Below are 24,006 nucleotides of genomic sequence, written 5' to 3'. Positions count from 1 at the left end.
ATGTTTAAACTTGATGGTAAGATTCTTTACTAAAACAAAAAACTCCGAGTGGCTCCTAACCACTCAAAGTTCTTATAGTTCGTTTAATATATCTTCAACGTACACCCATTCTTCATCTGTTTCTATTGGTAATAACTCTTCAATAGAACCATCGTTTCCAGCCAGATATTGAGCCGCGAAAATTTCACGCTCATCCATTGGCTCATCTGTCGCGGGCACATATAATACATACGATTTACCGAATTGCTCGGATGCAAAAGTATGAATTACCTCACAAACTTGATCAGTTCCATCTTCATTTGTCACGGTAATAAGCTGTGGCTCTTCTTCAAATTCATCTAGAAGTGTTAATACCACCTCATTAATCATTTCCCATTCAGCATCCGTTTCGACAGGCTGTAGATTGGTCATCTCGCCGTTGTTATCGTCATAATCGAAAGTCATCGCTGATAGATCTCCTGGAATTTCTTCACCATTGGCATCCAACAAAGAAAATAGCACATAGGATTTATCCTCTGCATCAAATGTAAAGACCACATGGCAACGTTGTTCCTTCCCATTTTCATCGATTATCATAAATTCTTGTGTTTCTTCATTCATTCGATTATCTCCTTCTGACAGTTTAATGTCATTTACTTAAGTAGTTACTTCTACACGTACTAAATATCTTCGAGCAGAATCTCACCATTATTCGGATATTTACATACTTTCAATAAAAAAGGAACAAGGACTGCAAGCTGCGATCCTTGTTCCAAGCTTTAAGAAAGAAGATTATTCTTATTCTTCGTCTTCATCTTCTAAAGCGTTTAATACGTCTTCTACCATATCCCATTCTGCTTCAGTTTCAATAGGTGTTAGTTCACCATCTTCACCGTTTTCAGACGGTACGAATGAAGAAACGAAAATTTCAACTGAGCCATCTTCATCTTCTTCTGCGCCTACCATTGAGTAAAATACGTATGATTTTCCAAACTCTGGAGATTCATGTACGTGAATCACTTCACAAAGCTGTTCATTTCCGTTTTCATCAATCACTGTAATGTGTTGAACGTGTAATTCTTCTTCATGGTTATGCTCGTTTGCCATGTATAGTCACCTCATCAATTAATTTTTGCTATCTAAATAGCCTTGTAAAATCATCACAGCTGCCATTTTATCAATGACTTGCTTGCGCTTTTTGCGACTCACATCTGCTTCGATTAGCATACGTTCCGCTGCCATCGTTGTTAAACGTTCATCCCATAATTTAACCGGTAGTGAGAACGTTTCTTCCAATAACGTTTTATAGTTTTCAGAAGCCTCTCCACGCGGTCCAACCGTATTATTCATGTTTTTCGGGAAGCCTACAACAAATTCTGTTATTGCGTATTCCTTTACTAGCTCAGCGATACGATCGATACCGAACTCGCCATTAGCCTCATCAATTTTTACGGTTTCAATACCTTGGGCAGTCCAACCAAGTGCGTCACTGACAGCAACGCCAACGGTTTTCGACCCAACGTCTAATCCCATAATTCTCATTTCTAGTCCTCGTTATTCTTTTTGATATAAAATTTAACAAGCTCTTCTAGAATTTCGTCACGCTCAAGCTTGCGAATTAAATTACGAGCATCCTGATGGCGAGGAATATACGCCGGATCACCAGAAAGTAAGTAACCAACAATCTGATTGATAGGGTTATATCCCTTTTCCTCTAATGAAGAATGAACTTTCAACATTACCTGCTTGACTTCCTGTTCCATTGATTCTTCTGGAAAATTAAATTTCATCGTTTGATCAAATGAACTCATGACCAGCACCTCGCTTTCAGAAATAAGGAGATGTGCGAACAAGCTCATCTCCAATTTCTCTTTATTATAACATGTTTTGGTGAATTAATTAAATGGATTTAACATAATCATACACAGAAAGTAGTGCTTCATCAAGTTTTGAAGCTTCTTTTGCTCCTGCCATCGCCATATCCGGACGACCGCCACCTTTACCACCACAAGCTTCTGCAACCATTTTCACGATATTTCCAGCATGGTAATTGCCACCAACTAATTCTTTTGATACTCCAGCACATAGCATAACCTTATCGCCATCCACTGCTCCAAGAACGATAACAGCCTTTGGAATTTTCGCCTTCAAATCATCCATCATCTGACGCAGTTGGTTATTGTCTTTTGCTTCTACCTTTGTAGAAAGAACTGTGACATCTCCAATTGTTTGTGCTGCATCAACAATTGCCCCAGCCTGAGCATTGGCAATTTTTTGAGATAATGCTTCATTGTCACGTTGTAATTCTTTGTAGTCACCTTGTAAGGCTTGTACTTTTGTTACGATATCTTTAGGATTTGCTTTTAACAATGCTGCTGCATCATTTAAAAGAGCTTCTTCTTCTTTGACTACTTCATAAGCCACTTTACCTGTAACAGCTTCAATACGACGAGTACCCGCACCAATTCCACCTTCTGAAACAATTTTAAAGAAACCAATTTCAGAAGAACGTTTTACATGGATACCACCGCATAGCTCGATGGAATAGTCTCCGATTGAAACGACACGTACAACATCGCCATATTTTTCGCCGAATAAAGCCATTGCACCCATTGCTTTCGCTTTATCGATGGCCATTTCTTCAATAACGACCTCTATATCATCCCACACTTTTTCATTTACAATACGTTCAATTTGCTGTAATTCCTCTTTAGTCACTTGACCAAAGTGAGAGAAGTCAAAGCGTAAACGATCAGGGCCTACATATGATCCAGCTTGGTTGACATGATCACCTAATACATCTTTTAACGCACGTTGCATAATATGTGTAGCTGTATGGTTTTTAATAATTAAATTGCGATCATCACGATTAACAATTGCTTGGACAGCATCTTCCACATGCATTTCACCTGATTCAACAACTACTGTATGGAGTGGCTGACCATTTGGTGCCTTTTGAACATCCTTTACTACAGCGGTGAAGCTATCATTAGAAATGATACCGCTATCGGCAATTTGACCACCCATTTCAGCATAGAATGGTGTTTGAGCTAAAATAACTAAAGCTTCTTGGCCTTCAGATGCTACTTTTTCTACTTGACCATTCACAATCATTGCAGCAATTTCAGTTTTAGCTACTAATGTGTCAAAGCCAACAAATTCGCTGGCAACCGTTAAGTTTGCTAATACTTCATTTTGTACTTGCATAGAGTCAACATCTTGACGAGCCGCACGCGCACGTTCACGTTGTTCCTCCATCGCCGTTTCGAAGCCTTCATGATCGACTTTCATTCCTACTTCTTCTGCATATTCTTCCGTTAACTCGATTGGGAAACCGTAAGTATCATATAAACGGAAAGCATCTGCTCCTGGGATAAAATCATGACCAGCCGCTTTTTGTGATTCTGCTACTTCATTAAAAATTGCAAGACCACCATCTAATGTTTCATGGAAACGAATTTCTTCATTCTTAATAACACGTTGAATAAATTCACTTTTTTCCGTTACCTCTGGATAGAAGCCTTCCATGATTTTGCCCACTGTTGGGACCAATTCAAACATAAATGGTTTCTCAATACCAATTTGTTTTGCATAGCGTACAGCACGACGTAGTAAGCGGCGTAATACATAGCCACGGCCTTCGTTTGAAGGAAGGGCACCGTCACCAATAGCAAACGCTACCGTACGAATGTGGTCTGCAATAACTTTAAATGGCGTATTTATATCTTCTTCAGAGCCAAAGATTTCATTTAAATCTACTTCACTTGGGCGTTTGTATTTACGGTTGGCAAATTCCTCAATTTTTTCAATGATAGGCATGAATAAATCCGTATCGAAATTCGTTGGTACATTTTGAACCACGGAGACAATACGTTCTAGTCCCATACCAGTATCAATATTTTGCTTTGGCAGTGGTGTATACGTACCATCAGGATTATGGTTGAATTGAGAGAACACTAGGTTCCAAATTTCTAGATAACGTTCATTTTCCCCGCCTGGATACATTTCTGGATCATTTTCGTCTGAGCCATATTCTACGCCGCGGTCATAGAAAATCTCTGAGTTTGGACCAGATGGACCTTCACCAATATCCCAAAAGTTCCCCTCTAAACGAATTAAACGTTCTTCAGGAATACCAATTTCTTGATGCCAAACATCATATGCTTCCTGATCTTCAGGATGGATAGTGATAGATAGTAATTCAGGATTAAAGCCCATCCACTTTTTATCCGTTAAAAATTCCCAAGCATAATGAATAGCTTCTTTTTTGAAGTAATCCCCAATAGAAAAGTTTCCTAGCATTTCAAAGAAAGTATGATGACGCGCCGTTTTACCTACATTTTCAATATCGTTAGTACGAATTGATTTTTGTGCATTTGTAATTCGAGGGTTGTCAGGAATAACACGACCGTCAAAATACGGTTTAAGTGTAGCAACACCTGAGTTAATCCAAAGTAGGGATGGATCATTGATTGGCACTAGAGGCGCAGACGGTTCATGGTGATGCCCCTTTTCTTTAAAAAATTCCAAATACATTTGACGAATATCTACTGCTTTCATTGGATAAATTCCTCCTAGTTTATATTGTAAAATCACGATATGAATCAGACCTTGACGCCCTATCTATTCCCTGCAAACAAATATTGGTACCAACCACTATAATTGGAATTATTTTACTAAACGAAAATAAAAAAGCCCTCATCCCCAAAAAGGGACGAGGACTTATCATCTGTCTCGCGGTACCACCCTAGTTGTAAGTAAACATTCTTACTTACCTCTTTAGCACTTGTAACGTCAGTGAACGGCAGGGATTAACTGCACTCCGGAGTAGCTTTCGGTATTTGCACTGTGAGGATTTTTTCAGCCAAGAAATCCCTTTCTTCTACACGTGCAATTACGTACTTTTTCCATCGTCGTGTTTACTTTTTCTAACGAAATTATAAGAAAAATCTATTCACCTGTCAATTGGCACTACTACTACAAATCATACTAAGCAATCATTCTTCTGAAGTATGCCCACATTCCCCATGTAAATAACACTAAAAAGGCACTCAGCGCAATCGTAGTAATAGGTGAATCTTGATAAGGTAATGGTACATTCATGCCAAAGAAGCTAGTAATAACAGTTAAAGGCAACATAATTGTAGAAATAACGGTTAATAAGTTCAGCTTTTCAATAGACTTGCCACTAATAATCGAGTAATACGTATCTAATGTGCTGTTGACTAAGTCTCGATACGTTTCAGTGGAGTCGACAATCCGCTCAAGATGATCATTTAAATCCTTATAGAAAGGGATATTTTCCTCTTGTATATCAAATTTCCATTGGCCATTAATTGTAGAAAAAATTCTTCGTTGTGGCATGATAGCCTGACGAATTAAAATAATTGTTCGTTTTAAAGAAAGGAATTCTTCTGTTACAACTTTCGGTTGATAATCATAAACTTCTTCTTCTAGCTCATCAATCCGTGCTCGAATTCGCTCTAATACAGGGAAATACTCGTCTGTAATTCCATCAATAATCGTATGCAATAAAAAATCAGTGCCTTTTTCCAAGTATTTCGCACTATTTAAACAAACTTGTTCTATATGCCCAAGCCATTGTAATTTTTGTTTATGGACCGTAACAATATAATTGGGTCCCATAAAAATATTTAACTCGACCGTTGTAATTTCATTGTTACTTTTTTCATTGTAGATAGGTGCATGGAAAACGAAAAATTTATAATCCCCATAACTATCCATTTTCGGGCGTGAGCCTTCATGTAAGCAATCTTCCACTGCTAGTGGATGAAAGCCAAATACATCTGCTATATTATTTAATTCATTATGACTATACGCATATAAATCCACCCATAATAAATCCTCGCTATGAATGGGAAGTCGTAAATCATTCATATTGAAATCGTGTTGAACTGTTTTGCTATTGTGATTGAAATAGTGAATTTTAATCATGATACTTCACCTCGTGTTTTATTATAAAAAGTAACAAAAGGTCATTGTTTAAACCCTTCTGTCGGTGCTGGCGATAAGAAACGACGGCTGTCTCCATAAATGCTGACTATCTACCTCAAGCTTACTCGGTTCAGGACTACTATCCATTTCTCATCACCTTCCTTTCATAACAAAAACACGCCTTCTACGAATGAAGGCGTGTTGAATACACATATCAAAAAATAGCAAAAAAACTTTGCATATTTGTTACCTTCAAACGTTGAGTTTTAGCACTATGCGGCATAGGAAATTATCCAGCTACGTTAAAAAACACCTTATTTCGATGATTTCTGTTGACCCATTGGCGTCTCTCGACATTTTTGGGTAGTAGCGTATCTCCACATAGGAGCCTCACCTAACGAAGGGAGTCTTATTTTTTTATTCCTGTACATAATAACGGATAGTTTCACAACTGTCAAACTTTTAATCAATCATTATTCAAAAAGTCTTCTACTCTTTGTACTAAATGATCGCGCTTATACGATTGATAGAGTAGGCTTGACAGACGAACAGGATCGCCAAAGAAAAATCGTTCATACAGCGTTTGCCTTGTGCCAAAATTACTCATCGTTAAATCCCAAGCTAAACGGAATTTTTTAACTCGTTCCTCCCCTTTGTCTTGAAATGATTGCAGATAATGATCAAGATCCCCATCATCCGTTGCAAAAGCTTTTGCACTCGGTATGGACATTAATCCACTTGCTCCAAGTAGCTGGATGATATCTGTAAAGGTAGGATATACTTTCGGGAAAATATGAATAGCGACCTGTAATGTCGATAGGTCTGGTCTTATAAAGCCAAAGGAATCCCTTTGTGCCTCAATTTCTGATTTTAATTGCAGTGCTTTCATCGTTTCTAATGCTACGATGACATCTACCACTTTTTGATGGACATGCTGGTAATCCCCGATATTTATGGTATCCACAATCGTTTGTACAACCCCTAGGATGAATTCGGTCTTAGCAATTTGACGTGATAGCACATGATGCAATGTATACGCTTGGAAGCCACTAACATTCATAAATTGATTGGCTACTTCAACATTTTCATAATAAAATACACGCTCCCATGGAACAACTACATCATCAAAAACAACAATCGCATCCATTTCTTCAAAGCGTGCACTTAAAGGATGATCAAACCTAGAATCTCCTCCGACAAAAGATTGCCGACATAAAAACTTTAAGCCCTTTGTGTTACTCGGTATAGAAAAGCCAAAACCTTTTCCTTCATCATAGCCATTTGTTGATAGAACAAGAAGTTCATCCGTTATTCCTCCCTGTGTGGCTAGTAATCTAGCTCCTTTAATGACTAAGCCCTCGCCCGTTTTTGCAACAATTTTAGCAGCTATCGTTACTTCTTCATCCTCATAGTAATAACGCTTGCGGTTTACTTGCGGCTCTATAAAGGTATGTGTCATGGAAATATCATTCTCACGGGCATATTCATAAAACTTCAGCAAATGGTCTGGAAAACAATTTGGCTTATCTTTCAAAAAGTTCGATGCTGATGCCAAAGCCATCAATGTCGTATTCATGTAGTCAGGACTTCTTCCCATCAAACCGTTTGTTTGTAAAGCCCATTCTCTTGCGGCCAAACGTCTTTTTACTAGATCCTCGGGACTCATGACTTGAAGGAAAGACATGCCGACTCTCTCTTTGCTAGTTGGCGATTCATAAGTCATTTTTTCAAGATATGCTTCTTGATGTTGTAGATCAAAAAGCTTTGCCTGACTTTGCATGATTCCCTTAAATGCAGGATGTTCTGACACCTTGCCCGTCACAACTTCCCCATCAATTGAAATATACGTATTTAAAGCATCGATACGTTCCATATACTGCTGTCCTGTCATTATTGGCATGTTGTCACTCCTAAACATTTCCTATGTTTTTGTACTTATGTAGTATATGAAATGTCCAAATATTAGGTGACGATACAGCGTATTAGAAAACCCGATTAGGAAGAATCTAATCGGGTACAATCGTTACTTTTCCAAAAAATCATAGGGGGAGACATCATCCATACCAATCATTGGATGAATATAAGGAGCTGTTTCTACTGTTAATTTAGGGTCCTCGATAGCCGCTTCTTGCACAACCTCTTGTTTTACTGGAACTGCCTCGACTTCAACAATGACTTCGTCGACATCCATTGGATTTAATCGAGCGCGCAACGAAGTAAAACGCTGTAAATCGTCTGTACGCTGCAAACCATCTGCCAGGACATCGGGTTCCCCACATAAAATCAAAAAGTTTTTCGCTCTTGTAATACCTGTGTACAAAAGATTACGCCGCAGCATTTTAGAATACCCTTTGACAACAGGCATAATGACGGTTTGAAACTCTGAACCTTGAGATTTATGAATGGAGCAACAATAAGCTAGTGTCAATTGATTGAGGTCACTTCGTTGATAGGTCACTTCAATGCCATCAAAGGAGACAATCAGTAAATCTTGTTTTTCTACTGTCTCTTTTGCCTTAATAATACTAATGACTTCTCCCATATCACCATTAAAAACATTACTTTCAGGCTGATTGACGAGCTGCAGAACTTTATCCTTTATTCGATATGTTACGTCCCCAAAGACAAGTTCCTTTCTTGTCCCTGTATCATTAGGATTAATAAGCTCTTGAATCATTTTATTTAAATTATCAATGCCAGCAGGACCTTTATACATCGGAGCTAATACTTGTATATTACGAATTTCTTGCCCCTTAGCAACAGCACTTTTTACTACCTGTGTCACAACATTTCCTACCTGATCGACGGATGATTTAATAAACGAGCGATCAGTAGTTTTCGATGTTAAATCTTTCGGAATGGTTCCTTTTTTGATTTGATGGGCTAGTTCAATAATTGTAGAGCCCTCTGCTTGTCGGTAAACATCTGTCAATTCCACCGTTGGAAGCTGCTTGGATGCTAATAAATCCTTCAACACCTGTCCTGGTCCTACAGGCGGTAATTGGTCCTGGTCCCCTACAAAGACAACCTGTACATCCTCATGTAAAGCTTTTAATAATTGATGAGCAAGCCACGTATCCACCATTGACATTTCATCTACAATAATAAGCTTACCTGTGACCTCTCGTTCAGTCTCTTCTTCTTTTTCTTGACCAGTAAAGCCGAGTAAACGATGAATAGTCATAGCTGGTAGTTCAGTCGATTCAGCTAAGCGCTTCGCAGCTCGCCCAGTGGGTGCACAAAGGATAATAGGAAAAGGCTCCTCTTTTTGAGCATATTCTTTTGGATTTAATGATAAGCCATGAAGCTTCGCATAAACTTCAACAACCCCACGTACAACAGTCGTTTTACCCGTACCAGGTCCACCTGTTAAAATCATTACGGCTGAATTTAAAGCCTGTTCAATGGCATTTGCTTGTGTTTCAGCATAAGTCACATGGAGTAGTTCCTCAGTTTCACCAATCGCTTTACGAATCTCATCTTTGCTAAAATGCTCAGCCTTGCTATTTCGTTCAACAAGCGTCAATATTTTAGAAGCAATTCCCACCTCAGAAAAATAAAGAGAGGGTAAATATAATCTTGTTTCTTCCCCACAAATTTTGCCTTCTTCTCGTAGCTCGATACATGCTTTTGAGATGTCTTCAAACGGAATTTCCTGACGTTGGCTTTGTTCAAGCATTTCCTTTACAAGTGGTAGAACATGCTCCGCATCTAGATAAACATGCCCGTCAGATAGTGCAGCCGTATTTAAAACATGGAAAATCGCTGCTTTGACACGGTCAGGATGTTTTCCGGTAATGCCTAATTTGGCACCAAGCTCATCTGCTCGAAAGAACCCTACCCCTTCCACATCTTCTATTAAGCGATATGGGTTTTCAGTTAGTAATTCAATGGCTTCAGTTCGATAGGTTTGATATATTTTCATTCCAAGCTGTGGACCAAAGCCCCATTCATTTAGCTGGATCATTACCCGTTCTAAACCAAGATTTTGCTCAATCGTGCGATGGATCACTTCTTTTTTTTCAGATGATAAACGTGGAACAGCATCCAGTGCACTCGGATCTTCTAAAATAAGACGTAATGCATTAGCACCTAGTTTTTCAACAATGGTTTCAGCCGTTTTTTTCCCGATTCCTACAAATAAGTCACTAGATAAATAATGAATAATTCCTTGTTCAGTAGCGGGTACCTCTTTTGTAAATGTCTCGATTTGGAATTGTGCACCATATTTAGGATGCTGTTTCAATATACCTGTAAAGCGGTATTGCTCATCCATTTGTAACGGTGGAAAATAGCCAACAACAATAATTTCTTTATCTTCATACTGTAAGTTTGTCTCTTGAATTTTCACTCGTATAATGGAATACATATTTTGTGTGTTATGAAAAATAGAGACAATCGGACGTCCGAGAATAAAAAATTTATTGAGTTCAAATAAATCGAGATGATCTGTCATATTCGGTCCGCCCTTTCTAATTGTTTTCAATCTTTTTATTTTACCATAGACCTTTCGAAATATCGTTGATAAAAATATTTCCCCTTTATTATTTTTACATTATTTCGACAAATGACAATTCTCAGCTTTTATCCATATTTCCATGCTATGATAAATAGAATGAGTGGCACGGAAGGATCGTGAAGTAATTGGAATTTAGACCTTGCATCGATTTACATGAAGGCAAAGTAAAACAAATTGTCGGGAGTACTTTAGGTACTACCAATCAAACAGTCGTTGAGAATTTTATTTCTAGTTATGATTCTAGCTACTATGCACAAATGTTTGCACAGGATCACTTAACAGGTGGACACGTCATCATGCTTGGTCAGGGAAATGAAGATGCTGCTCTAGCTGCTTTAGCTACATTTCCACAAGGCTTACAAGTCGGTGGTGGCATTACCGCTGCAAATGCCCAAAAATATATTGATGCTGGTGCCTCACATGTGATTGTCACTTCCTATATCTTTCATGATGGCAAGCTAGATTTAGAACGTTTACAACATTTAAACAAATTGATTGGTAAAGAACATCTTGTCATTGATCTCAGCTGCAAAATGCGAGACGGTAAGTGGTTTGTGATGACGGATAAATGGACAAAATTTAGTCACTTCGAAGTTAATGCGGCCTCTATTCAAGATATTGAGAATTATTGTGATGAACTGTTAATTCACGCAGTCGATGTGGAAGGAAAAAAAGGTGGGATGCAGGAAAGCTTGGTACGAGATCTTGCAGCCTGGACCTCCATCCCAACCACCTATGCAGGAGGCATTCGTTCAATAGAAGACTTAGAAAAGTTTAACCAAATAGCCAATGGAAAGCTTCATATCACAATCGGGAGTGCTCTCTCTATTTTTGGAGGAGAGCTACCCTATACAGATGTCGTGAAATATTGTAAAAAAGGCGGGATTATGTGAACCTCATTTATAAAGATTATGTTTTTCCATTTCAAGAAACAAATTTGGAACGTATCATTGATGGCAAGTATTTCAAAGTAAATAAAAAAGATCATTCGCTTGCCATTCATGTTCAACTTGATAATGAACAAATGCTACTAGAGTTTTCTAAATCGTTAAAGGCAACTTGTGGTTTCCTCCGCGATCAAGAAACAGAGCCCTATATAGGAACCTCTATTGACTTACAAATATTTGTGGATGAGTTTAATAAACGGTATAACTTAAATGCTGAAATTATTAGTTAACACAAAGGGGTAGTTTTCTCCCCTTTGTTTGCAACAATACTCCCCCTCCTTCACCTTTTACAATCCATTTTAGCCTTTTTGAAACCTTTTACCTCTTATGTGAGTTATATATGATGTAGAAGGGTTTTATCCTTATGAAAAACTATCCTAACATTTAAACCTTGCCAATCTTTGGCTGCTATTTTATTGAGATGAAGGACTATTCTACATAGAATGAGAAGTGGAACATCATTAAGTGTCCACAGACATAAGGGAAAGGATTTTTTTAATATGAAAACCGAACTCGAAGTAAACTCTTTAAAATCATTTCAAACGGAGTTAACACGCTTCTTTTTAGCTTATAAATTTGCTTTACAGGAAGTGGAAACGAAAATTAATATTTTGCAAGAGGAATTTAAGCTTATTCATGAATATAATCCCATTGAGCATATTTCAACACGCGTAAAGTCACCGAAAAGCATTTTAACAAAGATGTTAAAAAAGGAACTTTCTCCAACGATGGAGGACGTACGCGAAAACATTCGTGACATTGCAGGTGCTCGCATTACTTGTTCATTTGTCGAGGATATTTATAAAGTTAGTGCCATGTTGCAGGCACAGCATGACATTGAGGTTGTAGAGGTGAAGGACTATATTGCTAGTCCTAAAGAAAATGGCTATCAAAGCTTACACCTTATTATAAAAATCCCTATTTTCATGTCAGATCATATGGAGAAGGTCTATACAGAGATTCAAATCAGGACCATTGCGATGGACTTTTGGGCCAGCCTGGAACATAAAATTTATTATAAATATAATAAAGAAGTGCCAGAACATATTCGTGTTGAATTAAAAGAAGCGGCACTACAAGCTGCTGAGTTAGATCGAAAAATGGAGCGACTCAATAAAGAGATTAATATATTAAAGGAAAATGAGGCCGAGCCCACTTTATTAGATAGTACACCTATATCACAGCTAGCTAAATATTTTGCACAACTTCCAAACCTGAATCATCATGATTAAATCCTCTTGAACAAAAAATCCACCTTGCTCCAGCAAAAATATCGGCCTGGAAGCAAAGTGGATTTTCATTCATATTTAAGCCTTGTCTTTGGATTTCGTCACAATAAAGAAAGATAAAATAAGGGCACAAATGGCAAATACTAAAGTTGTTATATATACATAGCTTACACCATTCGCAATGGTTCCCTTCAAAAAGCTTATTTCTTCTAGACTAAAGCCGCCTTTTGCAAATTCACCATTAAGCTGAATTTCACCTTTACCTAATGAAGCCATTTTCTCACTCGTGGCAAGGTTAAAAACCATACCAAATAGCGCTGCACCTACCGCTTGACTAAATGTATTGGTAAAGGAATTGAGGCCAATTGAAATACCCAGTTGCTTTGGATTAGCCACCTTTTGAATGGAAATCATCAACATTGGCATAATAAAGCCCATACCAAGCCCGATTAATGAAGAGCCAAGATACACGCTTAAATCACTAGAGCCTGAGGATAGTCTAGCCAGCATAATCGTTCCCGTAACTAATAAAATCGTCCCCATTTGGATAATTCGTTTATTCGATAAACGACCGATTAAATAGCCTGCTGCAATGGAATTCATCGTCCAGAAAATAGACATGGGTGTTAGAAGTAGGCCAGCTTGCGTGGCATTTTTTCCAAGAACACTTTGCGCATATATCGGAATATAGACCGTCACACCAATGACAATTGACATCGTACTTAATGTGAGTGAATTAATCACCATGAGACGACCATTTTTAAATAATGTTAATGGAATAATCGGCTCTTCTGCACGGAGCTCCACCCATATAAAAACGCCTAAAAATACAGCTGCAACGACATACATCATGAGCGATTGACTCGATAACCATGCTTGTGTCTTACTGTTTTCAATAATGACATATAAGAGCGAAACCATTCCGACCGTAAATAGGCCAGCACCTAAATAATCAATTTTCCTCTTCACTGCCTCAAGCTGTTCTTTATAATGTTTAACAATAAGATAGATAGAAGCTAAACCAAATGGTACATTAATGAAAAAGATAAAGTGCCATGATACTTGGTCAACAATAAAACCTCCAAAAAGTGGACCAACTACGCCTGATACGCCCCATACCATGCTTAAATAGCTTTGTCCTTTAGCACGTGCTTTTTCAGTCGTAAATAGTTCACCAACCATCGTTAATGTAATTGGTAAAATCGAGCCTGCACCTATCCCTTGAATCGCACGAAAGACAATTAATTGTTCCATAGACTGTGCTAACCCACATAACATGGAACCTAATAAGAAAATAATAATACCCGTAATAATCATCCGTTTACGCCCAAATAAATCGGCTAGCTTACCAAAAATAATCGCAGCGATAGCAGAGGCTAATAAATAAGCAGAATAAATCCAGCTTATTAAGTCTACGCCTAATAAATCTGCCGTTATACTTGGAATAGCTGTACTAACAATCGTTCCTTCAATTGCCGCAAGCGCTGTTACAAGTAATAGTGCCATAAATACTTTATTCATCGTGTCACCTATTCCTTTCCTGCATGACATACACTAACAAATTTAACCTAAAAATAAAAGAGGATAGGATAATTTTTATACAAAATATCAAATGACCATAATAATTCAATCCACAATCCATCGACATCCTACTATAGAACTGCATAAAAAAGCAGCAAGTTCAGCCAATCACACTTGCTGCTTTTATCTATTAGTTAAATCGCTGAGCAATCATATCATAAATATAACGAGCTTGATCGTATTCTGGCTGTAAGGTAAAGGCCTGTTTTAAATGATACATCGCATCCTCTGTTTGCTCTGTAGACACTGCATACAGTACACCTAAATTATAGTGGGCATCTGCATTGTTCCAGTCCTGTTCAATTAAAAGATCCAGCTCCTTCTTCCCTTGCTCAAACATCTCTAATGCACATAGCACAATTGCATAGGCTAATCGAATCTGTGCATCTTCCGGAGCAATTTCCACGGCTCTTTGTAAATAAGGCAATGCTAATTTTGGATTCTCCATACGCTCAAAGCATTTCCCCATCATATAGTACACATCTGCGCCTTCGATATGATGCTTAAGTGCTTGTTCATAAAGCTTTACAGCCTCAGCATAGCGTTCCCCATTGTAATAAAGGTTTGCTAAGCCATAATAAGCTGTAGCTGCTGTCTCATCCACTGTAATTGCCTTTTGAAAAAAACGCTCTGCACGTTCTGTATCCTCTAAGACTGCTAATAAATTGCCGAAGTTTACATAACCAATAGCATTTTCTGGCTCAGCTTCTATCGCCTTTGTAAATAGTTGTGCAGCCTCTTCATAACGCTTATCTTGAAATGCTTGAATGCCCTGTTCATTATAATTCATTATTTCTTCACCTCTATGTAGCGAAAGACTGCTTCCATGAAGCCATATGGCAATAAAAGCAGTCTTAGCGCAAGTTATCCAACATATGTTAGTTTTTCATTACTTTTAAAAACTTCATCAATCGTTCCGCCACCAATACATTCTTCTCCATCATAGAGAACAACTGCTTGTCCTGGAGTGATAGCACGGACAGGCTCTGCAAATGTAATATGAGTACGACCATCTGCTAATATTTCAACTTCTACTGGTGTATCCGTTTGACGATAACGGAATTTCGCCGTACAAGAAAATTTCCCAGGCAATTTTTTTGTCGAAGTATAGTTCATTTTTACCGCAGATAATGAAGTAGAATATAAATGCTCATTGTCAAAACCTTGTCCAACAAGTAGAACATTACGCTCTAAGTCTTTCCCTAATACAAACCACGGCTCACCATCTCCACCAATACCAAGACCATGTCTTTGCCCAAGAGTATAATACATTAAACCATCATGTTTTCCCATGACAATGCCATCCATTGTTTCCATATTGCCAGGTTGAGCTGGTAAAAATTGACTTAAAAATTCTTTAAAATTACGTTCCCCAATGAAACAAATCCCTGTAGAATCTTTTTTCTTCGCTGTTGCCAATCCTGCTTCTTCAGCAATTTTACGCACTTCTTTTTTCTCAATATCGCCAATTGGGAACATAACATGTGCCAATTGCTCCTGTGATAGTTGATTTAAAAAGTATGTTTGGTCTTTGTTATTATCCACACCGCGTAACATTTGCACTTCTCCATCACCGCTACGATCGATACGTGCATAATGACCTGTTGCTAAATAATCAGCGCCAAGGCTCATCGCATGCTCTAAAAACGCTTTAAATTTAATCTCTTTGTTGCACATTACATCAGGATTTGGTGTACGTCCTGCTTTATATTCTTCTAAAAAGTATGTGAAAACTTTATCCCAGTATTGTTTCTCAAAATTTACAGCATAATAGGGGATGCCGATTTGATTACATACTTTTATGACATCATCATAATCTTCTGTTGCTGTACAAACACCATTTTCGTCAGTATCATCCCAGTTTTTCATAAAGATCCCGATTACTTCATACCCTTGTTGTTTTAACAAATATGCAGCCACCGACGAATCTACCCCACCAGACATGCCGACAACAACGCGAATTTGAGAGGGGTCACGTGTTTCTTTCATTGTGGTCACCTTTTCTTTTATCTATTTACAGTTAATGCTTCATAAATTGTAGAAACCTAACATGTTCTTCACAAATTATCTTTTAGCTAGTTTTTTCACTATTTGTGCTGTTTTTTCAGCTGCGTCACGAATATCTTTTTCCGTTAAATCCTGACCAAAGCTAAATCGGATCGAGTTTCGTAATTCCTCTGTACCTTGCCCAAACATCGCTACTAACACATGCGATGGATCAATCGACCCAGCGGTACATGCAGAACCACTAGATACACAGATTCCTGCCATATCAAGATTCACTAAAAATGATTCTACTTCCATGCCCTCAAAGCTAATATTTAAAACATGTGGCAATGACTGCTCTTCATCACCATTAACATGGAACGCTAATTTTTCCTGTGAAAATACATCCAGCATAATTTGCTTAAAGTGATTGTATAGTGAACGCTTTTCTTCACGCAACTTATTTGCAACTTGCACAGCCGTCGCAAAGCCAATAATTGCTGGTATATTTTCAGTTCCTGCACGACGTTTTTTTTCTTGTGCACCGCCTAATGCATAAGTAGCTAAAGGTGTTCCAGCCTTTTGGAAAAGGAACCCAATTCCTTTAGGCCCATTAATTTTATGAGCGGACACACTCAATAAATCTACTTTTAATTGAGCCACATCAATTTGTTCTAAACCATATGCTTGAACGGCATCTGTATGGAAGGTAGCTTGATGTCCTTGTAATAGCTCACCAATTTCTGCAATAGGCTGAATAGTACCCACTTCATTATTCCCATACATAATTGTCACTAAAATCGTATCATCACGAAGTGCTTTTTGGACATCCTCTACAGCTACACGCCCCGCCTTATCCACGGGTAAATAAGTCACATCAAAGCCATCTCGTTCAAGTTTCTCACATGTATGTAACACCGCATGATGCTCTACTTGTGTTGTAATAATGTGCTTTCCCTCTTTAGCTCGTGCATAGACAGTCCCCAGAATGGCCGTATTATCAGCTTCAGTACCCCCACTTGTAAAGATTATTTCTCCCGCATGAGCACCAATAGACTTGGCTAAAATTTCACGAGCATCATCAAGATATTTGCGCGCCTCTCGACCTGCCCCATGGATACTGGATGCATTGCCAAATACGTGTTGCATAGCAGACGTCATCGCTTCTATAACTTGGCCATTCATCGGTGATGTGGCAGCATGATCGAGATAGATATATGAATTCATGTTGAAAACTCCTTTTTAATAAAAAACGCTGGAACCCACATTATTTATCATAATTTTATGAAAAACATTCCGCATGAAATTCAATACAAACAGCTAAGTATTTTGATTTCACCGTTTATTTTTCAACTCAACTATGATACGTATGGGGAGCAGCGCTTTAGCTTAAACATTTTAAATATAGAACATATAGCCTTCTGCTACATTTTCTTCTGTGTATTGTGCTAAATCTTCAATTGTTGTTGTATCTAACACATTTTTTACTGCGTCACGAATGCGCAACCATAACTCGCGTTGTGGTGCTTCCTCGTTTTCAATACCCTCTACTGGTTGAATTGGCCCTTCTAGTACACTAATAACATGGGCTGCAGAAATTTCGCTCGGTGGGTTTGCTAGCATATAACCACCATAAGCGCCACGTACACTTTTTACTAAGCCTGAATTACGAAGTGGTGACACTAATTGCTCTAAATACGCCTCTGAAAGCTCCTTTTCAGCAGCAATTTTACGTAAAGGAATAGGACCCTCTCCGTAATGCTTTGCTAATTCAATCATAATCGTAAGCCCGTAACGGCCCTTTGTTGAAATTTTCATTTTATCACCCTCAATTAGTCTAGTCAAAATTACTACCAACAGTATATCATAATCTCCTCTTGATGAACTCGGAAATACACCTAGAAGGATATGATATACTAAATACTGCGATTCAACATTGTTCAACGATTCACTAGTAGCGCTGAATTTTAGTGCAAAAAAATGGATAAATAAAAAATGACAACGACTGAAAGGGGGATTTATTTTGCACAATGAACCACTTGCTTTTCGAATGCGTCCTTTAACACTTGATGAGATTGTAGGTCATCAAGATTTTATTGGTCCAAACACTGCTCTATATAAAATGATTCAAAATGAACATGTCCCTTCCATGTTGCTCTATGGAGAACCCGGCATCGGCAAAACCTCTATTGCAAATGCAATTGCAGGAAGCTCGCAGCTCCCTTTCTTTGCACTCAACGCGACACGAGCTGGCAAAAAAGATGTAGAAGATATTGTCCAAGAAGCTAGAATCTCGGGAAAAGTTCTACTTTTTTTAGATGAAATTCATCGCTTCAATAAATTACAGCAAGACACTTTGCTACCACATGTGGAAAATGGCTCGATTGTCTTAATCGGTGCAACAACGGAAAATCCTTACCACGATGTCAATCCAGCGATTCGATCTCGCTGTGGTGAGATTTATCAACTTAAACGATTAACGAAGGAAAATCTAATGGAGCTTGTAGAAAAAGCACTTGCAGATGAAAAACGAGGTTTAGGTAAATATCATTTTGTCTTAACACCTTCACAAATTGAGCATATTGCAGAGGCAGCTAATGGAGATGCACGAAAGGCATTAACGTTACTTGAATCCATTTACTACGCAAGTGATGAAGTAGAGGGACAAACGATTGCAGCCGACCATATTATTGATCACTTAATTAGTCGAATTGGTGTTTATGGTGATAAAAAGGGCTCACATTTTTATAATTTACTTTCTGCCTTGCAGAAGTCTGTCCGTGGCAGTGATACGAATGCCGCACTATATTATTTAGCACATTTATTAGAAACTGGTGATTTAGTGGCTGTCAGCAGACGTTTACTTGTCATGGCTTATGAAGATATTGGCCTTGCCAACCCTGAGGTGGGTCCGCATATGCTGGCCGCGATACAGGCAGCAGAACGTCTTGGATTACCAGAGGCACGCATCCCACTTGCAAGTGCAGTTATTGAAATGTGTTTAGCATCAAAATCTAATTCAGCTATCCTGGCAATCGATGACGCGATAAAGGCGATTCATGATGGTAAAACGGGTGATATACCTCATCATTTGCGTGATGCTCACTACGCTGGGGCAACAGATTTAGGTCATGTTGGATATCAATATCCTCATAACACACCCATCGGAACATTCGGCGGCTGGGTAGATCAGCAATACTTACCTGATGAACTGGTAGGAACCGAGTTTTATAAACCTGTTATTGCTGGTGAGGAAAAACGTATGGCTAGTATCTATGAAAAACTTAAATCTTTTCATCAAAATATAAAGTAGCTTTCCTAGAGCAAAGTCATTACTTCTACCATTAGAAGAGACTTTGCTTTTTTTAGCGATACCATAAAAAAAGAACCCACGAAACTTTAATGGGCAAATACATCCACTTTCCAACACATACCACGGTTGAAAAACTAGAAATAATTACAAAAGTTCACGCAGATTCCTATTATATAGTCTATTTTCAGACAATAGAGTGTCTTCCACTGTCTAGATATTCAATTCATGATCAACAAATAATTTAAACTGTTGAAGACATTGCTTCACATCACCATTTTGTACAAGTACTTCATTGCGCAACGTAGTCACTTTTTCTTTATCCTCTACGACTTCAGCCATGAGGGCAAAAATATCTGTTAATAATTGCTCATTTTCCTCTTGATCGATACTAGGTAAAGAAGTAGCAGCAATATGTAATAACTTCTCGATTTTGTCTGGCGTCTTTTGTAAAGCATTAGATGAATAGAACGTTGAAGCCGCTAAAAAATAACATAACTTGGCACTACAGTCGATAAACAAATGCCAATACGTATTTGCACTAGGAATCTCCCCTGCCCGATGATCGATATATTCCTTATAAAAAGTTGTCACTTGTATATATAAAGGATTTAATTCTCGCATCGCTTTCGGATAATTATCAGATGTGTCTAAGTAATCAAATACAATGGCATTCATTTTCTCTTGAAGCTTGACAATATCTAAATGATCTCGAATAATTTGAATTTCCATTTTCCCACTCTCCCATTTGTCATTTGTTGATTCCGCATTTTATGGCTATTTTTGATTAGCTCAAAGCATCCCAAACAAACTGATCGATTATCTATTGGAATTATTCAAATTATAGCAATAAACCAATTAGAGTAGTGGAGACATGAAAAAAATAAGACAATTTCGTGAATTAATAGCATTTTATGCACATAAGAAGAACTATTTTGGTAAAATTATACCCTTTGTACATACTCGTCAAATAACGCTTGTTCCATAGTTCGATCAACAATTTCCACAATACTTCCCTGGACATATTTTTTAATACGTTTATTAGGGATATAAAAATAAGCATTGTTTTTTATTAACCATTCACTTAATGTTAGGTCGCTATCAGCTTGTTGATTCGTTAATATTTTTTTATGGCGCAAAATATCGGCCATTTTATAAAAGCCATCTGACAATTCATAGGCAGATACATCAAAATTAAAAATGGGGCTTACAACCTGTCCAATATCATAAATATGTATCGTTTGCTTTTCTTCATCTATAGCTAACTCAACAGTGCTTATTTCATCGAAAAGATTTAAACCTCTATACTCCATTTGATAAATTTTATCCATCTGTATACGCCTCCTTTTTATAACGGTCTAATTGTAACATAGAAAAAGTAGCCCCCCCTAAAAACAATAAAAGGCGGCTACTTCTATGAATTTGATTCATCATGCTGTTTTGTGAAATCCTATAGACTAATAACCTTGTACGCGTGTGATTTTCACATCTTTTAAGATCGTATTAACAACCCAGCTTGCTGCAATTAAACCAGCTACTGAAGGCACAAAGGCATTGGAGGAAGGCGGCATTTTCGCTTTCCGAATTGCAGCATCCGGCTTCCCTACATGTTCAACAACATCTGGACGTACGACAATCGGACTTTCATCTGAAAATACAACTGTCACACCTTTATGAATACCTTCTTTACGTAACTTTGTACGGATAATTTTTGCTAGTGGATCTGTGTGTGTTTTAGAAATATCTGCTATTTGGAAGCGAGTAGGGTCCATCTTATTCGCTGCACCCATACTAGCAATAATAGGAATATTACGCTTTAAGCATTCTTTCATAATATGAATTTTATACATGACTGTATCACTTGCATCGATTACATAATCAATGCCTTGTGCAAAAAATTCTTCATACGTTTCTTCCGTATAAAACATATGCATATCAATGACTTCACAGTCAGGATTAATATCTGCAATGCGCTCTTTCATAATAGCTGATTTAGATTGCCCAACTGTAGATAGGTACGCCACTAATTGTCTGTTCACATTAGTAATATCTACATTATCCTTATCGACTAATATAATTCGGCCGATACCACTTCGTGCACATGCTTCAGCAGCAAATGAACCGACACCACCTACACCCAGAATAGCAACCGTTGTATTTTTTAATTTTTCGAGACCCTCTGTTCCTATAGCGAGCTCGTTACGTGAAAATTGATGTAACATCCTGACACTCTCCATCTATGAAATTTTATTAGTAAACCTAGTTAAATACTAAGATAAAATCAAAACCTATATTACATTTTATCATGTTATTCATCAAGTTAAAATTATAAAGAAAAAAATAGAGCAATTGAATCGATTCAATTGCTCTATGCTTCATTATACATAATTTTTTTGAAAGGTCTCAACAAAAGAACTACTAAACTGGACATTCATTTGTTGAAGGGCCGCAATAACAGCTCCTCCTATTGGGGGTAATGCAGGGGTCTTAAAACGGAACGGTAATGTCTCCTCCATTGCCATCGCTTGAAGCCTTGGAACAAAATAATTTTCATGCGTAAACACGCCCCCACATAGGACGACAGGCACTTCTTCTTGCCCCCACACCATTCGTAAATAACATGCTTTAATGGCCTTAAAATAGTTTTGACAGGCTTCTTCAATGATTCTCTTAGCTACTAGATCACCATCATCAGCCGCTGCAACAATATAAGCACTCAATGGCGCGATAACTGTGCGTGGATGCTCTTCTCCATAAACAGAGGCGATTAATTGTGGCACATGTTCTACAGAGAAATGTTTCAGCACAGCTTCTGTCAATATAGTACTTGGTGCTCTGCCATCATAGCTTTGTAGCACAGCCTTTAGTAGCTGGACGCCTAAATCATAGCCGCTTCCTTCATCATCAAAAAGATACCCCCAGCCACCTACTCGATGAAAATGCTGCTGCTTATCATATCCCATCGTTATAGCGCCTGTCCCCGCGATTTGCACAATTCCTGCCTTTCCAAGTGTACCCGCATAAAGAGCGATCAACGCATCATTATCGACTGTAATGGACGCGGAGCTACATACATATTGCCGCAATATAGATTCTACGATGCTCTCGGCTTGAAGCTCCTTGACACCCGCCATACCCGCAAAGCAGCTGCTAATCTCTGCCACTATTTGATGGTTTTGTTGCTGCAGGCTTTGCATGATTGAATGGATGGTTGCTTCGAAATATGGTTGATCCATAGCTGTAGGGTTACTGCGTGTCGTTTGGATTTGGGCAAAGCATTGACCTTTTTCATCACAAATAACCGCCGTCGTTTTTGTGCCACCACCATCAATGGCTAAAACATACATAACACCATATCCTTTCTCATAAAGAAAAAGAGATTGATGACTCAATCCCTTCCTCTCTTATTTTCATTTCGTAAACCCAAATGACGACCACGGTTGAATGTGTGCTAGTAAAAACTGTTCCTCTTCCACAACAGTTGCAACAACATTACTTGACCCAGCATTCGGAATTTCCTTTCGTACAATTTGTAGCTCACCTTTATAACGAACATCCAAATTATTATCGATCGTGACATCGCCCACCTTTAATGGTCGTGTATCGTGTACAGGAAAATCCCCATTTTTATATTTCACGCGAGATTGTGTACTCCGAATCACATATTCAGATACATCCCCTCGATTAAAATGTGGTTCCTTATAAAGGATTGTTTCCTCTAAAATACTGGTGTCAGCTGACTGAACAAGTTTTAATTCAAGCTTCTGGCGATTTAATTGTCCTAAAGCTTGTATTTCTTCCTCCGATGCATACATATTACCAATGATGCAATCATCGATTAACCCAGTGTGCCATAAATCTTTTGCTTGCACCGTAATAGGAAGGTGACGGTGCTCCTCCAATGTTGGTAAACCTTGTTCCGTTACTTCCCATGGCCCAAACTTACCATACTGTGAGGAAATCATCGCAGCCGTTCGTATATTGTTTGCTTTAAACTGTCGTGAGGTTTGTAAAAAATGCTGACGAGATAAGCCTGTAAATTGTCTTGGATAAAAATTATGACAGCCGATAATATTTTCTTTATTCGGACGGTAGGATAAAATGTTGTCTACATATTTCGTACCATTGCTTATATTTAATTCAATTTTTAGATTACTTTCATCAAGTGACATGAATGCTTCTTCCTGACCTGAGAAACCCATGTCTAAACGTAATGCCGCCAAATGATAATGCTCTTTCAAATACCCTATATCTCTATAGGTTAAATTTAGCTCTTGAAAAACGGCTGGCGCTATATCAGCAGAGATGTCAAACCCTAACTGCTGTGCAAATTGATTAATTTGCTGTAATTTCTGCCGTTCTTCTTCCTGCTTTAATGACATCAAACATGTAAAAATACGATCAAAACCGTTGTCATGAGCGAGCTGAACATAGCGCTTCATTTCGTCTAATGTACTATGCTGTGGATATAGCGAAATACCTAATCTCTTCACTTCAAAC

22 protein-coding genes, 1 riboswitch and 1 other annotated feature are annotated in these 24,006 nt (G+C 38.1%); of the genes, 4 read left to right on the top strand and 18 right to left on the bottom strand.

Going from position 1 to position 24,006, the window contains the following annotated elements:
• Positions 1 to 72: 72 nt before the first annotated feature.
• The 8 genes from PI85_RS04995 to PI85_RS04960 all read right to left on the bottom strand — a co-directional run bounded on the left by PI85_RS04995 (position 73) and on the right by PI85_RS04960 (position 10,390).
• A complete protein-coding gene (locus PI85_RS04995) occupies positions 73 to 600 on the bottom strand; it encodes a DUF1292 domain-containing protein (RefSeq protein ID WP_036127275.1) in 528 nt (175 codons plus the stop codon).
• A 177-nt stretch (positions 601 to 777) separates the two neighbouring features.
• Positions 778 to 1,086, bottom strand: a complete 309-nt coding sequence (locus PI85_RS04990) for a DUF1292 domain-containing protein (protein ID WP_036127277.1) — start codon at positions 1,084 to 1,086, stop codon at positions 778 to 780.
• Between the two features lie 18 nt (positions 1,087 to 1,104).
• Positions 1,105 to 1,521 (bottom strand): Holliday junction resolvase RuvX, encoded by a 417-nt coding sequence (gene ruvX / locus PI85_RS04985; protein ID WP_008180957.1) that lies wholly within the window; start codon positions 1,519 to 1,521, stop codon positions 1,105 to 1,107.
• 2 nt (positions 1,522 to 1,523) lie between these two features.
• A complete protein-coding gene (locus tag PI85_RS04980; RefSeq protein WP_004226839.1) occupies positions 1,524 to 1,790 on the bottom strand; it encodes an IreB family regulatory phosphoprotein in 267 nt (88 codons plus the stop codon).
• An 88-nt stretch (positions 1,791 to 1,878) separates the two neighbouring features.
• Positions 1,879 to 4,539, bottom strand: coding sequence for an alanine--tRNA ligase (gene alaS / locus PI85_RS04975; protein ID WP_036127279.1), 2,661 nt, complete (start codon positions 4,537 to 4,539; stop codon positions 1,879 to 1,881).
• Positions 4,540 to 4,686: 147 nt separating this feature from the next.
• Positions 4,687 to 4,902, bottom strand: a binding site (T-box leader).
• A 66-nt stretch (positions 4,903 to 4,968) separates the two neighbouring features.
• Positions 4,969 to 5,934 (bottom strand): magnesium/cobalt transporter CorA, encoded by a 966-nt coding sequence (gene corA, locus PI85_RS04970; RefSeq protein ID WP_036127283.1) that lies wholly within the window; start codon positions 5,932 to 5,934, stop codon positions 4,969 to 4,971.
• Between the two features lie 244 nt (positions 5,935 to 6,178).
• Positions 6,179 to 6,343, bottom strand: a riboswitch (M-box (ykoK) riboswitch).
• A gap of 57 nt (positions 6,344 to 6,400) precedes the next feature.
• Positions 6,401 to 7,834, bottom strand: a complete 1,434-nt coding sequence (gene hpaB / locus PI85_RS04965; protein ID WP_036149205.1) for a 4-hydroxyphenylacetate 3-monooxygenase, oxygenase component — start codon at positions 7,832 to 7,834, stop codon at positions 6,401 to 6,403.
• Positions 7,835 to 7,957: 123 nt separating this feature from the next.
• A complete protein-coding gene (locus tag PI85_RS04960; RefSeq protein WP_036119087.1) occupies positions 7,958 to 10,390 on the bottom strand; it encodes an ATP-dependent RecD-like DNA helicase in 2,433 nt (810 codons plus the stop codon).
• A 188-nt stretch (positions 10,391 to 10,578) separates the two neighbouring features.
• Between PI85_RS04960 and hisA the strand changes: the two genes are divergently transcribed.
• The 3 genes from hisA to PI85_RS04945 all read left to right on the top strand — a co-directional run bounded on the left by hisA (position 10,579) and on the right by PI85_RS04945 (position 12,632).
• A complete protein-coding gene (gene hisA, locus PI85_RS04955) occupies positions 10,579 to 11,346 on the top strand; it encodes a phosphoribosylformimino-5-aminoimidazole carboxamide ribotide isomerase (RefSeq protein WP_036119090.1) in 768 nt (255 codons plus the stop codon).
• Complete coding sequence (locus PI85_RS04950) at positions 11,343 to 11,630, top strand: hypothetical protein (protein ID WP_008181526.1); 288 nt, start codon at positions 11,343 to 11,345, stop codon at positions 11,628 to 11,630. The genes hisA and PI85_RS04950 overlap by 4 nt, the downstream gene beginning before the upstream one ends.
• 270 nt (positions 11,631 to 11,900) lie before the next feature.
• A complete protein-coding gene (locus tag PI85_RS04945) occupies positions 11,901 to 12,632 on the top strand; it encodes a GTP pyrophosphokinase family protein (protein WP_036119096.1) in 732 nt (243 codons plus the stop codon).
• A 75-nt stretch (positions 12,633 to 12,707) separates the two neighbouring features.
• Here PI85_RS04945 and PI85_RS04940 read toward each other — a convergent pair whose 3' ends face one another.
• The 5 genes from PI85_RS04940 to cymR all read right to left on the bottom strand — a co-directional run bounded on the left by PI85_RS04940 (position 12,708) and on the right by cymR (position 18,014).
• On the bottom strand, positions 12,708 to 14,150 hold the full coding sequence (locus PI85_RS04940) for an MDR family MFS transporter (protein ID WP_036119102.1): 1,443 nt from the start codon (positions 14,148 to 14,150) through the stop codon (positions 12,708 to 12,710).
• A gap of 190 nt (positions 14,151 to 14,340) precedes the next feature.
• On the bottom strand, positions 14,341 to 15,000 hold the full coding sequence (locus PI85_RS04935) for a lipopolysaccharide assembly protein LapB (protein ID WP_036119104.1): 660 nt from the start codon (positions 14,998 to 15,000) through the stop codon (positions 14,341 to 14,343).
• A 74-nt stretch (positions 15,001 to 15,074) separates the two neighbouring features.
• A complete protein-coding gene (gene mnmA, locus PI85_RS04930; RefSeq protein WP_036119107.1) occupies positions 15,075 to 16,199 on the bottom strand; it encodes a tRNA 2-thiouridine(34) synthase MnmA in 1,125 nt (374 codons plus the stop codon).
• Positions 16,200 to 16,274: 75 nt separating this feature from the next.
• Positions 16,275 to 17,423, bottom strand: a complete 1,149-nt coding sequence (locus PI85_RS04925; protein WP_036119110.1) for a cysteine desulfurase family protein — start codon at positions 17,421 to 17,423, stop codon at positions 16,275 to 16,277.
• A gap of 171 nt (positions 17,424 to 17,594) precedes the next feature.
• A complete protein-coding gene (gene cymR, locus PI85_RS04920; RefSeq protein WP_008181126.1) occupies positions 17,595 to 18,014 on the bottom strand; it encodes a cysteine metabolism transcriptional regulator CymR in 420 nt (139 codons plus the stop codon).
• Between the two features lie 205 nt (positions 18,015 to 18,219).
• Here cymR and PI85_RS04915 point away from each other — a divergent pair, with 205 nt between their 5' ends.
• The gene (locus PI85_RS04915) at positions 18,220 to 19,509 is read left to right on the top strand and encodes a replication-associated recombination protein A (protein ID WP_036119112.1); all 1,290 of its coding nucleotides are present in this window, start codon (positions 18,220 to 18,222) and stop codon (positions 19,507 to 19,509) included.
• Positions 19,510 to 19,719: 210 nt separating this feature from the next.
• On the opposite strand, the gene PI85_RS04910 is transcribed toward PI85_RS04915, so the two are convergent.
• From PI85_RS04910 to PI85_RS04890, 5 genes are all read right to left on the bottom strand, one after another.
• Entirely contained in the window at positions 19,720 to 20,238 is a 519-nt protein-coding gene (locus PI85_RS04910) for a hypothetical protein (RefSeq protein ID WP_036119116.1), read from the bottom strand.
• 212 nt (positions 20,239 to 20,450) lie between these two features.
• A complete protein-coding gene (locus PI85_RS04905) occupies positions 20,451 to 20,837 on the bottom strand; it encodes a hypothetical protein (RefSeq protein WP_036119119.1) in 387 nt (128 codons plus the stop codon).
• A 126-nt stretch (positions 20,838 to 20,963) separates the two neighbouring features.
• Positions 20,964 to 21,728 carry a ThiF family adenylyltransferase gene (locus tag PI85_RS04900; RefSeq protein WP_008181132.1) on the bottom strand — a complete coding sequence of 255 codons (765 nt, stop codon included), beginning with the start codon at positions 21,726 to 21,728 and terminating at the stop codon, positions 20,964 to 20,966.
• Between the two features lie 156 nt (positions 21,729 to 21,884).
• Positions 21,885 to 22,898, bottom strand: a complete 1,014-nt coding sequence (locus tag PI85_RS04895; RefSeq protein ID WP_233301384.1) for an N-acetylglucosamine kinase — start codon at positions 22,896 to 22,898, stop codon at positions 21,885 to 21,887.
• 18 nt (positions 22,899 to 22,916) lie between these two features.
• Positions 22,917 to 23,999, bottom strand: coding sequence for a DUF871 domain-containing protein (locus PI85_RS04890; protein ID WP_036119121.1), 1,083 nt, complete (start codon positions 23,997 to 23,999; stop codon positions 22,917 to 22,919).
• Positions 24,000 to 24,006 lie beyond the last annotated feature (7 nt).

The sequence above is a fragment of the Lysinibacillus sp. A1 genome (assembly GCF_000801965.1).
Taxonomy (GTDB): domain Bacteria; phylum Bacillota; class Bacilli; order Bacillales_A; family Planococcaceae; genus Lysinibacillus; species Lysinibacillus fusiformis.
Note: the sequence above shows the minus strand (reverse complement) of the source record. Positions and strands in the feature narration are given on the sequence as shown.

Excerpts from the sequence above, each read along its gene's own strand:
- PI85_RS04905 (WP_036119119.1), bottom strand. The coding sequence starts at position 20,837 with ATGGATAAAATTTATCAAATGGAGTATAGAGGTTTAAATCTTTTCGAT.
- PI85_RS04910 (WP_036119116.1), bottom strand. The coding sequence starts at position 20,238 with ATGGAAATTCAAATTATTCGAGATCATTTAGATATTGTCAAGCTTCAA.
- corA (WP_036127283.1), bottom strand. The coding sequence starts at position 5,934 with ATGATTAAAATTCACTATTTCAATCACAATAGCAAAACAGTTCAACAC.
- PI85_RS04990 (WP_036127277.1), bottom strand. The coding sequence starts at position 1,086 with ATGGCAAACGAGCATAACCATGAAGAAGAATTACACGTTCAACACATT.
- PI85_RS04935 (WP_036119104.1), bottom strand. The coding sequence starts at position 15,000 with ATGAATTATAATGAACAGGGCATTCAAGCATTTCAAGATAAGCGTTAT.
- PI85_RS04995 (WP_036127275.1), bottom strand. The coding sequence starts at position 600 with ATGAATGAAGAAACACAAGAATTTATGATAATCGATGAAAATGGGAAG.
- PI85_RS04980 (WP_004226839.1), bottom strand. The coding sequence starts at position 1,790 with ATGAGTTCATTTGATCAAACGATGAAATTTAATTTTCCAGAAGAATCA.
- alaS (WP_036127279.1), bottom strand. The coding sequence starts at position 4,539 with ATGAAAGCAGTAGATATTCGTCAAATGTATTTGGAATTTTTTAAAGAA.
- PI85_RS04960 (WP_036119087.1), bottom strand. The coding sequence starts at position 10,390 with ATGACAGATCATCTCGATTTATTTGAACTCAATAAATTTTTTATTCTC.
- PI85_RS04900 (WP_008181132.1), bottom strand. The coding sequence starts at position 21,728 with ATGTTACATCAATTTTCACGTAACGAGCTCGCTATAGGAACAGAGGGT.
- ruvX (WP_008180957.1), bottom strand. The coding sequence starts at position 1,521 with ATGAGAATTATGGGATTAGACGTTGGGTCGAAAACCGTTGGCGTTGCT.
- mnmA (WP_036119107.1), bottom strand. The coding sequence starts at position 16,199 with ATGAAAGAAACACGTGACCCCTCTCAAATTCGCGTTGTTGTCGGCATG.
- hpaB (WP_036149205.1), bottom strand. The coding sequence starts at position 7,834 with ATGCCAATAATGACAGGACAGCAGTATATGGAACGTATCGATGCTTTA.
- PI85_RS04925 (WP_036119110.1), bottom strand. The coding sequence starts at position 17,423 with ATGAATTCATATATCTATCTCGATCATGCTGCCACATCACCGATGAAT.
- cymR (WP_008181126.1), bottom strand. The coding sequence starts at position 18,014 with ATGAAAATTTCAACAAAGGGCCGTTACGGGCTTACGATTATGATTGAA.
- PI85_RS04940 (WP_036119102.1), bottom strand. The coding sequence starts at position 14,150 with ATGAATAAAGTATTTATGGCACTATTACTTGTAACAGCGCTTGCGGCA.
- PI85_RS04945 (WP_036119096.1), top strand. The coding sequence starts at position 11,901 with ATGAAAACCGAACTCGAAGTAAACTCTTTAAAATCATTTCAAACGGAG.